Annotated in this window: 11 protein-coding genes; all 11 read left to right on the top strand. The window is 61.2% G+C overall.

Annotated features, from left to right (window positions below):
* Positions 1-111 precede the first annotated feature (111 nt).
* Positions 112-1,176 (top strand): pilus assembly protein PilM, encoded by a 1,065-nt coding sequence (locus tag AC4IHP_RS10190; protein WP_490831615.1) that lies wholly within the window; start codon positions 112-114, stop codon positions 1,174-1,176.
* Positions 1,176-1,742, top strand: coding sequence for a PilN domain-containing protein (locus AC4IHP_RS10195; RefSeq protein WP_423521834.1), 567 nt, complete (start codon positions 1,176-1,178; stop codon positions 1,740-1,742). The genes AC4IHP_RS10190 and AC4IHP_RS10195 overlap by 1 nt, the downstream gene beginning before the upstream one ends.
* Positions 1,739-2,362 (top strand): type 4a pilus biogenesis protein PilO, encoded by a 624-nt coding sequence (gene pilO / locus AC4IHP_RS10200; protein WP_490831616.1) that lies wholly within the window; start codon positions 1,739-1,741, stop codon positions 2,360-2,362. Before AC4IHP_RS10195 ends, pilO begins: the two co-directional genes overlap by 4 nt.
* Positions 2,359-2,883 (top strand): pilus assembly protein PilP, encoded by a 525-nt coding sequence (locus AC4IHP_RS10205; RefSeq protein ID WP_490831617.1) that lies wholly within the window; start codon positions 2,359-2,361, stop codon positions 2,881-2,883. Before pilO ends, AC4IHP_RS10205 begins: the two co-directional genes overlap by 4 nt.
* Positions 2,884-2,896: 13 nt before the next feature.
* Positions 2,897-4,975, top strand: a complete 2,079-nt coding sequence (locus AC4IHP_RS10210) for a type IV pilus secretin PilQ (protein ID WP_490831618.1) — start codon at positions 2,897-2,899, stop codon at positions 4,973-4,975.
* Positions 4,976-4,979: 4 nt separating this feature from the next.
* Positions 4,980-5,498 (top strand): shikimate kinase AroK, encoded by a 519-nt coding sequence (gene aroK / locus AC4IHP_RS10215; protein WP_024011270.1) that lies wholly within the window; start codon positions 4,980-4,982, stop codon positions 5,496-5,498.
* Between the two features lie 152 nt (positions 5,499-5,650).
* Positions 5,651-6,751 carry a 3-dehydroquinate synthase gene (aroB, locus tag AC4IHP_RS10220; RefSeq protein ID WP_490831619.1) on the top strand — a complete coding sequence of 367 codons (1,101 nt, stop codon included), beginning with the start codon at positions 5,651-5,653 and terminating at the stop codon, positions 6,749-6,751.
* Between the two features lie 10 nt (positions 6,752-6,761).
* Positions 6,762-8,366, top strand: a complete 1,605-nt coding sequence (locus AC4IHP_RS10225) for an AAA family ATPase (RefSeq protein ID WP_490831620.1) — start codon at positions 6,762-6,764, stop codon at positions 8,364-8,366.
* A gap of 351 nt (positions 8,367-8,717) precedes the next feature.
* Positions 8,718-13,163, top strand: a complete 4,446-nt coding sequence (gltB, locus tag AC4IHP_RS10230; RefSeq protein ID WP_490831621.1) for a glutamate synthase large subunit — start codon at positions 8,718-8,720, stop codon at positions 13,161-13,163.
* A gap of 115 nt (positions 13,164-13,278) precedes the next feature.
* The gene (locus tag AC4IHP_RS10235; RefSeq protein WP_039757038.1) at positions 13,279-14,697 is read left to right on the top strand and encodes an FAD-dependent oxidoreductase; all 1,419 of its coding nucleotides are present in this window, start codon (positions 13,279-13,281) and stop codon (positions 14,695-14,697) included.
* 253 nt (positions 14,698-14,950) lie between these two features.
* Complete coding sequence (gene hemE, locus AC4IHP_RS10240) at positions 14,951-16,018, top strand: uroporphyrinogen decarboxylase (protein ID WP_490831622.1); 1,068 nt, start codon at positions 14,951-14,953, stop codon at positions 16,016-16,018.
* Positions 16,019-16,131: the final 113 nt, after the last annotated feature.

Genomic DNA, 16,131 nt, shown 5'->3' on the forward strand with positions numbered 1-16,131 from the left:
TAAGCACTTTTCCGTCGGAGGCGTCATTGGCGCTTCTGTCAAGACGGGGGTGAAGGAACGCAATGCGTATTACAGAGTCCGTAACTCACGGAAAGTCATAGGGAATTGGTAGTGCTGGGACTCTTCAATAAAAAGACCAATGCGTTACTGGGGATCGACATCAGCTCCACGTCGGTGAAGCTGCTGGAACTGAGCCGTCAGGGCGAGCGCTACCGGGTCGAGGCCTATGCGGTGGAGCCGTTGCCGGCGAACGCCGTGGTCGAAAAGAACATCGCCGAGCTTGAGGGCGTCGGTCAGGCGCTGAGCCGGTTGCTGGTCAAAGCGCGCACCGGGGTCAAAAGCGTGGCGGTGGCGGTGGCCGGTTCGGCGGTGATCACCAAGGTCATCGAAATGGACGCGGGGCTTTCCGACGACGAACTGGAAAACCAGCTCAAGATCGAGGCCGACCAATACATTCCCTATCCGCTGGACGAAGTCGCCATCGACTTTGAAGTCCAGGGTGTGTCGCCGCGCAACCCGGAACGGGTCAACGTGCTGCTTGCCGCCTGTCGCAAGGAAAACGTCGAGGTGCGTGAAGCGGCGCTGGCGCTCGCCGGCCTGACCGCGCGGGTGGTGGATGTCGAGGCCTACGCGCTGGAGCGTTCGTTTGGCCTGCTGGCGACGCATCTGGCGGCCTCCCAGGAGCGCCTGACCGTCGCAGTGGTCGACATCGGCGCGACCATGACCACCCTCAGCGTCCTGCACAACGGCAAGATCATCTACACCCGCGAGCAACTGTTTGGCGGACGCCAGCTCACCGAAGAGATCCAGCGCCGCTATGGCCTTACTGTCGAGCAGGCGGGCCTGGCGAAAAAGCAGGGCGGGCTGCCTGACGATTACGTCAGCGAGGTCTTGCAACCATTTCGCGAGGCGCTGGTGCAGCAGGTTTCACGTTCGCTGCAGTTCTTCTTCGCCTCCGGCCAGTACAACGCGGTCGATCACATCCTGCTGGCCGGCGGCACGGCTTCGGTGCCCGGGCTCGATCGTCTGATCGAACAGCGCCTGAGCACGCCGACGCAGGTGGCCAACCCGTTTGCCGACATGGCTTTGGGCAGCAAGGTCAACGCCGGGGCGCTGGCCAGTGACGCGCCAGCGTTGATGATCGCCTGTGGGCTCGCGCTCAGGAGTTTCGACTGATGGCGCGGATCAACCTTCTCCCCTGGCGCGAGGAGCGTCGCGAAGAACGGCGCAAACGCTTTCTGCTGGTGCTTATCGGCGTGCTGGCCGGTTCGATCGGCGCGGTGCTGATTGCCGATCAGATCATCAGCGCAGCGATCGAGCGGCAGATGGCACGCAATGACTACATCGGCAAACAGATCGCCGTGGTCGACGAACGCATCAAGCAGATCAGTGAGCTCAAGGCGCGCCGCCAGCAACTGGTCGAGCGCATGCGCATCATCCAGGACCTGCAAGGCAACCGGCAGATCAGCGGGCGGATCTTCGATCAACTGGCGCGTACGTTGCCGGACGGCGTGTATTTCACCGATGTGAAAATGGCCGGCAAGACCCTGTCCATCAGTGGTGCGGCAGAGTCGAACAACCGGGTCTCCGAGCTGATGCGCAATCTTGATGCGTCCGACTGGTTCGACGCGCCGAGCCTGAATGAGGTCAAGGCCACCAGCGCTGATCAGGTCGAACAGGCCAACGTCTTCCAGCTGACCGTTCGTCAGACCCAGCCCAAGGTTGTGGAGGACGAGCAATGAAAGGCTCCGAGTGGCTGCAAAGCCTGCGCAATATCGATTTCAACGACCTCGACACCAGTAACATCGGCTCCTGGCCGCCGGCAGTAAAGACTCTGTGCGGTGCGCTGGTGATGGTGTTGATCCTCGCGCTTGGCTATTACTTCTTCATCAGCGATATGGAAAATCAGCTCGACCTCAGGCGCGAGGAGGAAACCACGCTCAAGGAACAGTTCGCCAGCAAGGCGCGGCTGTCGGCGAACCTTGAGCTCTATACCCAGCAAATGAAGCAAATGGAAAACACCTTCGGCGTGTTGCTGCGGCAATTGCCCAGCGACACCGAAGTCCCGGGCCTGCTTGAAGACATCACCCGCACAGGCTTGGGCAGCGGTCTGGAATTCGAAGAAATCAAGCTGCTGCCGGAAGTGACCCAGCCGTTCTACATCGAGCTGCCGATCCAGATCACCGTAACCGGCGCCTATCACGACCTTGCGACCTTCGTCAGCGGTGTTGCCGGTCTTCCGCGCATCGTCACCCTGCACGATTTCGAACTGGCGCCGGCCAACCCCGAAGGCGGGCCGAAGCTGCGCATGAGCATCCTTGCCAAGACGTACCGCTATAACGACAAGGGGCTGGAGAAATGACCCCGATTCGTTATCTGGTCCTGCCGATGCTGCTGGCCTTGGGCGGCTGCGGTGGCGGCGATGACTTCAGCGACCTCGACGCTTACCTCAACGAAGTGCGCCTGCGCCCGGCGGGCAAGATTGAACCAACGCCGACATTCCGGTCTTACCCCACATTCACTTACAGCGCCGCCAACCTGCGCAGTCCGTTTTCGCGGCAGGCACGGGTTGATCTGGCCGGGCAGAAGCACGGCTCGCGCAACGTCAAACCCGACCCCAGCCGGGTCAAGCAATACCTTGAAGGGTTCAATATCGAGCAGTTCGAAATGGTCGGCACGATTGCCAATGCCTCGGGCTCGTTTGCGCTGTTGCGCGGCGCGGGCGGGGTGCATCGCCTGAAGGTCGGCGACTACCTGGGCCGCAACGACGGCCGAATCGTCGCCATCAGCGCCACCCAGGTCGATGTCGTGGAAATCGTGCCCGACGGCGCTGGCGCCTGGCTGGAGCGGCCGCGCACCATTCCTTTGAAAGAGCACTCATAGTGGAAGTCGAACAATGAACAGGATTTTCTCCACCCTCGGTTTTTCGCTATGGATAGCGCTGGTGTCACCGATGGTAATGGCGGCCAGTCTGAAAGCGCTGGATGTTGCCGCGCTGCCGGGTGACCGCGTCGAACTGAAGCTCTCCTTTGACGGCCCGCCACCACAGCCCAAGGGCTACACAACCGAGTCACCGGCACGCATTGCACTGGATCTACCGGGCGTGACCAGCCAGTTGGCCAACAGAAATCTTGATCTGGGCAGCGGCAACGCGCGCACGGCAACGGTGGCCGAAGCCAAGGATCGAACCCGGCTGATCGTCAGCCTGACGCAGCTGGCGCCGTACAGCACACGGGTCGAGGGCAATAATCTGTTTGTGGTGGTCGGCCAGGGTGCCTCCACTACTGCGCCGCGCCCGGCCGCCGTCGCACCGCGTGCGGCCACGGCCGCTGCGGCACCTGCCAGACCAGCCGCGCAACGAAGCCGGGCGATTCGCGGCGTCGATTTCCAGCGCGGCACCGAGGGCGAGGGCAACGTAGTCATCGACCTCTCTGATCCGACCATCGCCCCGGATATTCAGGAGCACGATGGCAAGATCATCCTCAGTTTCGCCCGCACGCAACTGCCGGAAAAACTGCGCGTGCGCCTCGACGTCAAGGACTTCGCCACGCCGGTGCAGTTCGTCAACGCAGCGGTCACCGGTGATCGTACGGTGATCAGCGTCGAGCCCAACGGCACCTTCGATTACTCCACGTTCCAGACCGACAACAAGCTCACCGTGAGCGTTCGGCCCATGAGCATCGACGACCTGCAAAAGCGCAACGCCGACCGTCAGGCCTATGTCGGCGACAAGCTCTCGCTGAATTTTCAGGACATCGACGTGCGCTCGGTGCTGCAACTGATCGCGGACTTCACCAATCTCAACCTCGTGGCAAGCGACACGGTGCAGGGCGGCATCACGTTGCGCCTGCAGAACGTGCCGTGGGATCAGGCGCTGGATCTAGTGCTGAAAACCAAAGGTTTGGACAAGCGCAAGATCGGCAATGTGCTGCTGGTCGCGCCGGCCGATGAAATTGCCGCTCGCGAGCGTCAGGAGCTGGAGTCCCAGAAGCAGATCGCCGAGCTGGCGCCCCTGCGTCGTGAGCTGCTGCAAGTCAATTACGCGAAAGCGGCGGACATCGCCAAGCTGTTCCAGTCGGTGACCAGTGCCGAGGCCAAGGTCGACGAGCGCGGTTCGATTACCGTCGATGAACGGACCAACAACATCATTGCCTACCAGACCCAGGATCGCCTCGACGAACTCCGGCGGATCGTCGCGCAGCTGGATATTCCGGTGCGCCAGGTGATGATCGAGGCGCGCATCGTTGAGGCCAACGTCGATTACGACAAGAGCCTGGGCGTGCGCTGGGGCGGTTCGGTGCAGAACAAGGGCAACTGGAATGCCTCCGGGGTCAACGGTTCGTCGAGCACCATCGGTACGCCGGGCAGCACCGGCACCAACTCGCCGTTCGTCGACATGGGCACGGTCAACAACACCTCGGGGATCGGCATCGCATTCATCACCGACAACGTGTTGCTGGATCTGGAACTGACGGCGATGGAAAAGACCGGCAACGGCGAAATTGTCTCGCAGCCGAAGGTGGTCACCTCGGACAAGGAAACCGCAAAAATCCTCAAAGGCACCGAGATTCCGTATCAGGAGGCCAGCTCCAGCGGCGCCACGTCGGTGTCGTTCAAGGAGGCCTCGCTGTCACTGGAAGTCACCCCGCAGATCACCCCGGACAACCGCATCATCATGGAGGTCAAGGTCACCAAGGATGAGCCGGATTACCTGAACAAAGTGCAGGATGTGCCGCCGATCAAGAAAAACGAGGTCAACGCCAAAGTGCTGGTAAATGACGGCGAGACCATCGTAATCGGCGGTGTTTTTTCAAATACTCAAAGCAAGGTCGTAGATAAGGTGCCATTTCTTGGCGATGTGCCGTATCTTGGCCGCCTTTTCCGGCGTGATGTGGTTTCGGAGAAAAAATCCGAGCTGCTGGTATTTCTCACTCCGCGTATCATGAATAACCAGGCGATTGCTGTGAGTCGTTGATTCTGTGCGAAATTTGATACTTGTAGGACCGATGGGTGCTGGCAAAAGCACCATCGGCCGATTGCTGGCCAAAGAGCTGCGCCTGCCGTTCAAGGATTCCGACAAGGAAATTGAGCTGCGCACGGGTGCCAATATCCCATGGATCTTCGACAAGGAAGGCGAGCCCGGCTTTCGTGACCGTGAGCAGGCGATGATCGCCGAGCTGTGCGCGTTCGATGGCGTGGTGCTGGCGACCGGCGGCGGTGCGGTGATGCGTGATGCCAATCGCAAGGCCCTGCATGAAGGCGGGCGCGTGGTATATCTGCACGCCTCCGTCGAGCAGCAGGTCGGCCGCACCTCCCGTGATCGCAATCGGCCGCTGCTGCGTACCGCCGATCCGGCGAAAACCCTGCGCGACCTGCTCGAGATCCGTGACCCGCTTTATCGGGAAATTGCCGATCTGGTGGTGGAAACCGACGAGCGGCCGCCACGCATGGTGGTGCTCGACATTCTCGACCGCCTCGCGCAGTTGCCGCCCCGTTAAAGCATCGTCCGAAATGCGCTATCCTCGGCGTCCTGTCAGCGCCCGCCGAGGGTGTAACGGATGCCGGGCGAGCGGCGTCATACCGCTACAGGCCGCAGAACACCAATAATTTCAGGGCAGGATGCCTGCTTCCATCTTCACTGTGGGGACACATGCAGACACTCAAGGTCGATCTAGGCGAGCGCAGCTACCCGATTCATATTGGCGAAGGTCTGTTGGATCAGCCGGAACTGCTGGCGCCGCATATCCACGGGCGGCAGGTGGCAATCATCTCCAACGAAACCGTCGCGCCGCTCTATCTCGAACGTCTGACCCGCAGCCTTGCGCAGTTTTCGGTGATCTCGGTGGTATTGCCCGACGGCGAAGCCTTCAAAAACTGGGAAACCCTGCAACTGATTTTCGACGGTCTGCTGACCGCGCGTCACGACCGCCGCACCACAGTGATCGCTTTGGGCGGCGGTGTGATCGGCGACATGGCCGGTTTCGCTGCCGCCTGCTATCAGCGCGGTGTCGATTTCATCCAGATTCCTACCACGCTGCTGTCGCAGGTCGATTCGTCGGTCGGCGGCAAGACCGGCATCAACCATCCGCTGGGCAAGAACATGGTCGGCGCGTTCTATCAGCCGAACGTAGTGCTGATCGACACCGCATCGCTGAAGACACTGCCACAGCGCGAGTTGTCGGCGGGTCTGGCGGAAGTTATCAAGTACGGCCTGATCTGCGACGAGCCGTTCCTGACTTGGCTCGAGGAAAACGTCGACGCCCTGCGCGCGCTGGATCAATCAGCGCTGACCTATGCGATCGAGCGTTCCTGCGCGGCCAAGGCTGCGGTGGTCGGTGCCGATGAAAAGGAAACCGGCGTACGCGCCACGCTCAACCTCGGCCACACCTTCGGCCACGCCATCGAAACCCACATGGGCTATGGTGTCTGGCTGCATGGCGAGGCGGTGGCGGCGGGTACGGTGATGGCATTGGAAATGTCTGCGCGCCTGGGCTGGATCAGTGAGCAGGAGCGTGATCGCGGCATTCGTCTGTTCCAGCGTGCCGGCTTGCCGGTCATTCCTCCGACAGAAATCACCGAAGCCGATTTTCTCCAACACATGGCAATTGATAAAAAAGTGATCGACGGTCGTCTGCGCCTGGTGCTGCTGCGCCGGATGGGCGAAGCGGTAGTGACCGACGATTATCCGAAAGAGGTTCTACAGGCCACGCTGGGAGCGGACTACCGCGCCCTGGCTCAGCTTAAAGGTTAAAACGATTCCGATGACTAGTTTGCATGCCGACGAGGCGTTTCTCGGCCATTTCCAGTTAAGTCACGACCCGTTTGCGCCACGGGTGCCGGGCTTCAAATTCTTCCCGGCCCAGCGCAAACCGGTGCTGGGTCAATTGCATCATCTGGCGCGTTACAGCCAGCTGCTGCTGGTGGTCACCGGTCCGCAAGGCAGCGGCAAGACCCTGCTGCGACAGGCGCTGGTCGCCAGCACCAATAAACAATCGGTGCAGAGCGTGGTGGTTTCCGCCCGTGGCGCCGGTGATGCGGCCGGCGTGCTGCGCCAGGTGGCGCAAGCGCTGGATGTCGCGCAGGCCGAAGTCGGCGCGATTCTCGAGCAGGTGGTGCAACTGGGGCTGACCGGGCAGGAAGTCTATCTGCTGGTAGACGACGCCGAGCAGCTCGACGAGTCGGCGCTGGAAGCGTTGATGGCGCTGGGCGCCGGCACGCCGGAAGGTCGTCCGCATGTATTCCTGTTCGGCGAGTCGTCGCTGATCGCTCAGCTCGAGGCGTTGCAGCTCGAAGAAGAGCGTTTCCACGTCATCGAATTGCAGCCGTACACCGAAGAAGAGACCCGCGAATATCTCGACCAGCGGCTGGAAGGCGCGGGCCGGGGTGTCGAACTTTTCACCGCAGATCAGATCTCTGATATTCACGAAAGCTCCGAGGGCTGGCCGGGCAACATCAACCAGGTCGCTCGCGATGCTCTGATCGAAGTAATGATTGCCAGCCGCTCCGCGGTCAAGCGTCCAAGTATGGGGTTCAACATGCCGAAGAAACACGTATTGGCGATTTCCGCCGTCGTTGTGGTCGCGGTTGCTGCCGCCTGGCTGATGCCGGGTCGCAGCAAGGCACCGACCACCGGTGCTCCGGCCAATGAACAGGCGCAATTGCCATTGGGTCAGGGCGCCGCGAATGGCGCCAACCCGTCCGTCGAATTCGCCGGCAACACCCAGCCGATGCCGTTGCCGTTGGTCGGCAACTCGCAGCCCGTCATGCGTGGCCCGCTGGCCGAGGCCGCCGGTGGCATCACCGAAGGCGACGACGGCGTGCCGCTGGAAGGCTCCAGCGACACCCCGCCAACCGTAACCACCTCCGCGCCGCCTGCAGGCGTTCCGGCCGGTCCTGCGCCGACACCGGTTCCTACCCCTGCCGCCAAACCGGCGCCAACCCCGGCACCGACACAGATCGCCACGGCCAAGCCTGCTCCGGCCACGCCAGCGCCAGCCGCGAAACCGGCTCCGACCCCGGCCAAACCGGCGACCGCTGCCAAGCCTGCCGACAAGCCAGTCACGGTGGCCAAAGCCGCCGGTGGCAGCTGGTACGCCGGTCAGCCGACCAGCAACTATGTCGTGCAGATCCTTGGCACCAGCTCGGAAACCACCGCTCAGAACTTCGTCAAGGAGCAGGGCGGCGAGTACCGTTATTTCAAGAAAGTCCTCAATGGCAAGCCGCTTTACGTGATCACCTACGGCAACTTTGCCAATCGTGATGCGGCCGTTTCTGCCATCAAGGCCTTGCCAGCGAAGGTTCAGGCTGGTAAACCTTGGCCTCGCACTGTCGCCAGCGTCCAACAGGAACTGGCAACAACTCGCTGAAGATTCGGCGGCCTTACCCAGGCCGCCTCTCCCGGCACCTCAAAATCTCCACGAGTGCGCGCCGCCTGAAAGGGCCGCGTGCCTTGTGGTGTCTGCGTCACAGTAGTTTTTGAGTCGTTGCGGTCAGAATTTAAAAAAGTTTTGACTAGCACAGCAGATCGCTTTAAACCTTTCACAAATGCGACATGAATTTGCGACAGTTCGTCGTCAAATTTGTGAGCCTCTGTGTCGCTGTGTACAATGACCACCCTTTTGCCCCCGCTAAGCCGGCGTACGTTCGGCGCGGAACGCAAGTGGTTGAATTGAAAAGAAATTTGCCTCGAATAGAGGCAGCCTGGTGAGAAAGTGTCTATGAAAGCAGGTCTGTACCAACCAGATGAATTCAAGGATAACTGCGGTTTCGGCCTGATAGCTCATATGCAGGGCGAGCCCAGTCATACCCTTTTGCAAACGGCCATCGAGGCCCTGACCTGCATGACCCACCGCGGTGGGATTAATGCCGACGGCAAGACCGGTGACGGTTGCGGTCTGCTGATTCAAAAACCCGACGCCTTCCTGCGAGCCATTGCCCAGGAAAGCTTCGGCGTCGAAATGCCCAAGCAATATGCAGTGGGCATGGTGTTCTTCAATCAGGATCCGGCCAAGGCCGAAGCCGCTCGCGAGAACATGAACCGCGAGATCCTTGCCGAAGGCCTGCAACTGATCGGCTGGCGCAAGGTGCCGATCGACACCAGCGTCCTCGGCCGTCTCGCCCTTGAGCGCCTGCCGCAGATCGAACAGGTCTACATTGGCGGCGAAGGCCTGAGCGATCAGGACATGGCGGTGAAGCTGTTCAGCGCCCGTCGCCGCTCGTCGGTGGCCAACGCCGCTGACACCGACCACTACATCTGCAGCTTTTCGCACAAGACCATCATCTATAAAGGCCTGATGATGCCGGCCGATCTGGCCGCGTTCTATCCAGACCTGAGTGACGAGCGCCTGCAAACCGCGATCTGCGTGTTCCACCAGCGTTTCTCCACCAACACCCTGCCGAAATGGCCGCTGGCACAGCCGTTCCGCTTCCTCGCCCACAACGGCGAAATCAACACCATCACCGGTAACCGCAACTGGGCGCAGGCCCGTCGGACCAAGTTCACCAACGATCTGATGGATCTGGAAGAGCTCGGCCCGCTGGTCAACCGTGTCGGTTCCGACTCCTCGAGCATGGACAACATGCTCGAACTGATGGTCACCGGTGGTATCGACCTGTTCCGTGGCGTGCGGATGATCATTCCGCCTGCGTGGCAGAACGTCGAAACCATGGACCCGGATCTGCGTGCATTCTACGAGTACAACTCGATGCACATGGAGCCATGGGACGGCCCGGCCGGCGTGGTGATGACCGATGGTCGCTACGCGGTGTGCCTGCTCGACCGTAACGGTCTGCGCCCGGCGCGCTGGGTGACCACCAAGAACGGTTTCATTACCCTCGCCTCGGAAATCGGCGTGTGGAACTACCAGCCTGAAGACGTGCTCGCCAAGGGCCGTGTCGGCCCGGGGCAGATCTTCGCCGTGGATACCGAAACCGGGCAGATCCTCGACACCGATGCGATCGACAACCGTTTGAAGTCCCGTCATCCGTATAAGCAATGGCTGCGCAAGAATGCCCTGCGCATTCAGGCGACCATGGAAGACAACGACCACGGTTCGGCTTTCTACGACGTCGATCAGCTCAAGCAGTACATGAAGATGTATCAGGTCACGTTCGAAGAGCGCGATCAGGTCCTGCGTCCGCTCGGCGAGCAAGGCTACGAAGCCGTGGGCTCGATGGGCGATGACACGCCGATGGCCGTGCTCTCGCAACGTGTGCGCACGCCGTACGACTATTTCCGTCAGCAGTTCGCGCAGGTGACCAACCCGCCGATCGACCCGCTGCGGGAAGCGATCGTGATGTCGCTGGAAATCTGCCTCGGTGCCGAGCGCAACATTTTCCAGGAGTCGCCGGAACACGCCTCGCGCGTGATCCTCAGCTCGCCGGTGATCTCGCCGGCCAAGTGGCGCTCGCTGATGAACCTCGACCGTCCGGGTTTCGAACGGGCGATCATCGACCTCAACTACGACGAAAGCCTCGGCCTCGAAGCGGCGATCCGCAACGTTGCCGATCAGGCTGAAGAAGCTGTGCGCGCCGGGCGTACCCAGATCGTCCTCAGCGACCGTCATATCGCCCCGGGCAAGCTGCCGATCCACGCTTCGCTGGCGACCGGTGCCGTGCACCACCGCCTGACCGAGAAAGGCCTGCGTTGCGATTCCAACATCCTCGTTGAAACCGCGACCGCCCGTGACCCGCATCACTTCGCGGTGCTGATCGGTTTCGGCGCCTCGGCGGTCTATCCGTTCCTGGCCTACGAAGTGCTGGGTGACCTGATCCGTACCGGTGAAGTGCTGGGCGACCTCTATGAGGTGTTCAAGAACTACCGCAAAGGCATCACCAAAGGCCTGCTGAAGATCCTGTCGAAGATGGGTATCTCGACCATCGCTTCGTACCGTGGTGCGCAGCTCTTCGAGGCCATTGGTCTGTCCGAAGAAGTCTGCGAGCTGAGCTTCCGTGGCGTGCCGAGCCGGATCAAGGGCGCGCGCTTCGTCGACATCGAAGCCGAGCAGAAAGCCCTCGCCGTCGAAGCCTGGAGCCCGCGCAAGCCGATCCAGCAGGGCGGTCTGCTGAAGTTCGTCCACGGTGGCGAATATCACGCGTACAACCCGGACGTGGTCAACACCCTGCAAGCCGCTGTGCAGCAGGGCGACTACGCCAAGTTCAAGGAATACACCTCGCTGGTGGACAACCGTCCGGTGTCGATGATTCGCGACCTGTTCAAGGTCAAGACCCTCGACACGCCGCTGGACATCAGTGAAGTCGAGCCGCTGGAGTCGGTGCTCAAGCGATTCGATTCCGCCGGTATCTCGCTGGGCGCACTGTCGCCGGAAGCTCACGAAGCCTTGGCCGAAGCCATGAACCGCCTCGGCGCGCGTTCCAACTCCGGCGAAGGTGGTGAAGATCCGGCGCGTTACGGCACGATCAAGAGCTCGAAAATCAAGCAGGTTGCCACCGGCCGTTTCGGTGTAACCCCGGAATACCTGGTCAACGCCGAAGTGCTGCAGATCAAGGTCGCGCAGGGCGCCAAGCCGGGCGAGGGCGGGCAACTGCCGGGCGGCAAGGTCAACGGGCTGATCGCCAAGCTGCGTTACGCAGTGCCGGGCGTGACCCTGATTTCGCCACCGCCGCACCACGACATCTACTCGATCGAAGACTTGTCACAGTTGATTTTTGACTTGAAGCAGGTCAACCCGCAGGCGCTGGTTTCGGTGAAACTCGTAGCTGAAGCGGGCGTCGGCACCATCGCCGCCGGTGTGGCCAAGGCCTATGCGGACTTGATCACTATCTCCGGCTACGACGGTGGCACCGGTGCTTCGCCGCTGACCTCGATCAAGTACGCCGGCGCGCCGTGGGAACTCGGCCTGGCTGAAACCCACCAGACCCTGCGCGGCAACGACCTGCGCGGCAAAGTCCGGGTGCAGACCGACGGCGGCCTGAAAACCGGCCTCGACGTGATCAAGGCAGCCATTCTCGGTGCTGAGAGCTTCGGCTTCGGTACCGCACCGATGATCGCACTGGGCTGCAAATACCTGCGCATCTGCCACCTGAACAACTGCGCCACTGGCGTCGCGACGCAGAACGAGAAACTGCGCAAGGATCACTACATCGGCACCGTCGACATGGTGGTGAATTTCTTCACCTACGTCGCCGAAGAAACCCGCGAGTGGCTGGCCAAACTCGGTGTGCGCTCCCTCGAAGAGCTGATCGGTCGCACCGATCTGCTGGAAATCCTCGAAGGCCAGACCGCCAAGCAACATCACCTGGACCTGACGCCGCTGCTGGGTAGCGATCACATCCCGGCAGACAAACCGCAGTTCTGCGGCGTTGAGCGTAACCCGCCGTTCGACAAAGGTCTGCTGGCGGAGAAGATGGTCGAGCTGGCCTCGTCGGCAATCAACGACCTCAGCGGTGCCGAGTTCGAGCTGGACATCTGCAACTGCGACCGTTCGATCGGCGCCCGGATCTCCGGCGAAATCGCGCGCAAGCACGGCAACCAAGGCATGGCCAAAGCGCCGATCACCTTCCGCTTCAAGGGCACTGCCGGTCAGAGCTTCGGTGTGTGGAACGCCGGCGGTCTGAACATGTACCTGGAAGGCGACGCCAACGACTACGTCGGCAAAGGCATGACCGGTGGCAAGCTGACCATCGTGCCGCCGAAGGGCAGCGTTTATAAAACTCAGGAAAGCGCCATTATCGGCAACACCTGCCTGTACGGCGCCACTGGCGGCAAGTTGTTCGCCGCCGGCACCGCAGGCGAGCGTTTCGCCGTGCGTAACTCCGGTGCCCACACCGTCGTGGAAGGCACTGGCGATCACTGCTGCGAGTACATGACCGGTGGTTTCGTCTGCGTGCTGGGCAAGACCGGTTACAACTTCGGCTCTGGCATGACCGGTGGTTTCGCCTACGTGCTTGATCAGGACAACACCTTCGTTGACCGGGTCAATCACGAACTGGTGGAGATCCAGCGGATCAGCGGCGAGGCCATGGAAGCCTATCGCAGCCATCTGCAGAACGTGCTGAACGAGTACGTCGCCGAAACCGACAGCGAGTGGGGTCGTGAACTCGCCGAGAACCTCGACGATTACGTGCGTCGTTTCTGGTTGGTCAAACCGAAGGCAGCGAGTCTGAAATCTCTGCTCTCCAGTACGCGGGCAAGCCCACAGTGAAGCAGCTGCAAGCTTCAAGCGACAAGCTAGAAGCTTGCGCGGTGAGGCGGATTAATTTGATTTTCTTGCAGCTTGAAGCTTGTAGCTTGAAGCTGTCGTGTACGAGGTTTTGAAGATGGCCGAACGTCTCAGTAACGACTTTCAATTCATCGATGTCGGGCGCAAGGATCCGAAGAAGAAACTGTTGCGTCAACGCAAGAAAGAGTTCGTTGAAATCTACGAACCGTTCAAACCCCAGCAGTCGGCCGATCAGGCCCACCGCTGCCTGGGTTGCGGCAACCCGTATTGCGAATGGAAGTGCCCGGTGCACAACTTCATTCCAAACTGGCTGAAGCTGGTGGCCGAGGGCAACATTCTTCAGGCCGCCGAGCTGTCGCACCAGACCAACACCCTGCCGGAAGTCTGCGGCCGGGTGTGCCCGCAGGATCGTCTGTGCGAGGGTGCCTGCACCCTCAACGACGGTTTCGGCGCGGTGACCATCGGTTCGGTCGAGAAGTACATCACCGACACCGCGTTCGCCATGGGCTGGCGCCCGGACATGTCCAAGGTCAAGCCGACCGGCAAACGTGTCGCGATCATCGGCGCAGGCCCGGCGGGTCTGGGTTGTGCCGACGTGCTGGTGCGTGGCGGCGTAACCCCGGTGGTGTTCGACAAGAACCCGGAAATCGGTGGCCTGCTGACCTTCGGCATCCCCGAGTTCAAGCTGGAAAAGACCGTGCTGAGCAATCGTCGCGAAGTCTTCACCGGCATGGGCATCGAGTTCCGTCTGAACACCGAAGTCGGCAAAGACGTGACCATGGAACAACTGCTCGCCGAGTACGATGCGGTGTTCATGGGCATGGGCACCTACACCTACATGAAGGGCGGCTTTGCCGGTGAGGACCTGCCGGGCGTCTACGACGCGCTGGATTTCCTGATCGCCAACGTCAACCGCAACCTGGGCTTCGAAAAGTCGCCGGAAGATTTCGTCGACATGAAGGGCAAGAAGGTCGTGGTACTCGGCGGCGGCGACACGGCGATGGACTGCAACCGCACCTCGATCCGCCAGGGCGCCAAGTCGGTGACCTGTGCCTATCGTCGTGACGAAGCGAACATGCCCGGCTCGCGCAAAGAGGTGAAGAACGCCAAGGAAGAAGGCGTCAAATTCCTCTACAACCGCCAGCCGATCGCTATCGTTGGTGAAGACAAGGTCGAAGGCGTGAAAGTGGTCGAGACCCGTCTCGGCGAACCGGACGCCCGTGGCCGTCGTAGCCCCGAGCCGATCCCGGGTTCCGAAGAGATCATCCCGGCCGACGCCGTGGTCATCGCCTTCGGCTTCCGCCCGAGCCCGGCACCGTGGTTCGAACAGTTCGAGATCCAGACCGACAGCCAGGGCCGCGTTGTTGCGCCCGAGCAAGGTCAGTACAAGCACCAGACCAGCAACCCGAAAATCTTCGCCGGCGGCGACATGGTGCGCGGTTCCGACCTGGTGGTGACGGCGATCTTCGAAGGGCGCAATGCGGCTGAAGGGATCCTTGATTACCTGGGTGTCTAACCCCGGCGCCTGAGCCAAACGCAATGCCCCTGTGGGAGCGAGCCTGCTCGCGAACGCGGTCTGTCAGCCAACTTCAATGTTGGATGTGCCGGCCTCTTCGCGAGCAGGCTCGCTCCCACAGTTGTTTTGGGGTGTTGCGGAAAATCGTGTTCCAGCGCGACAAATTGACCCGATAGACAAAAGGCTGACCCACATCCGTGCCTTTTGCCTCGCGCTCTGAGAAAATGCCCGCACTTTTTTTCCGGATGCCGACATGACTGCCCTGAAGAACGACCGTTTCCTCCGCGCCCTGCTCAAGCAACCCGTTGACGTCACCCCTGTGTGGATGATGCGCCAGGCCGGTCGCTACCTGCCGGAGTACCGCGCCAGCCGCGCCCATGCCGGCGACTTCATGAGCCTGTGCATGAATCCGGAATTCGCCTGCGAAGTCACCCTGCAACCGCTCGACCGCTACCCGCAACTGGACGCGGCGATTCTGTTTTCCGACATCCTCACGATTCCCGATGCCATGGGCCAGGGCCTGTACTTCGAGACCGGTGAAGGCCCGCGCTTCAAAAAAGTCGTCAGCACCCTCGCTGACATCGAAGCGTTGCCGATCCCTGATCCGCACAAAGACCTCGGCTACGTCATGGATGCGGTCAGCACCATCCGCCGCGAACTCAACGGCCGCGTGCCGTTGATCGGCTTCTCCGGCAGCCCGTGGACTCTCGCGACGTACATGGTCGAAGGCGGCTCGTCGAAAGACTTCCGCAAGACCAAAGCGATGCTCTACGACAACCCGCAAGCCATGCACCTGCTGCTCGACAAGCTGGCGCAGTCGGTGACCTCCTACCTCAACGGCCAGATCATGGCCGGTGCACAAGCGGTGCAGATCTTCGATACCTGGGGCGGCAACCTGTCGGCGGCGGCGTATCAGGAATTCTCCCTGGCCTACATGAAGAAAATCGTCAGCGGCCTGATTCGCGAGAACGACGGGCGCAAATTGCCGGTGATTCTCTTCACCAAGAACGGCGGCCTGTGGCTGGAAAGCATCGCCGAAGCCGGCGCCGACGCCCTCGGCCTGGACTGGACCTGCGACATCGGCAACGCCCGTGCCCGCGTCGGCGACAAGGTCGCGTTGCAAGGCAACATGGACCCGACCGTGCTCTACGCCAAACCGGAAGCGATCCGCACTGAAGTCGGACGCATTCTGGCCAGCTACGGCAAGGGCAGCGGCCACGTGTTCAACCTTGGCCACGGCATCACGCCTGAGGTTGATCCTGAACATGCCGGCGCGTTCCTGCGTGCGGTGCATGAGCTGTCGGCGCAGTATCACGAGTGATCAGCGCACAATAAAAAACGCCCGGCCAATGCCGGGCGTTTTCTTTTGCACGATCTAATGTCGTACCCAAATCAACTATGGGAGCGAGCCTGCTCGCGAAAGCGGAGTGTCAT

It is taken from the genome of Pseudomonas sp. UF-293, assembly GCF_058245595.1.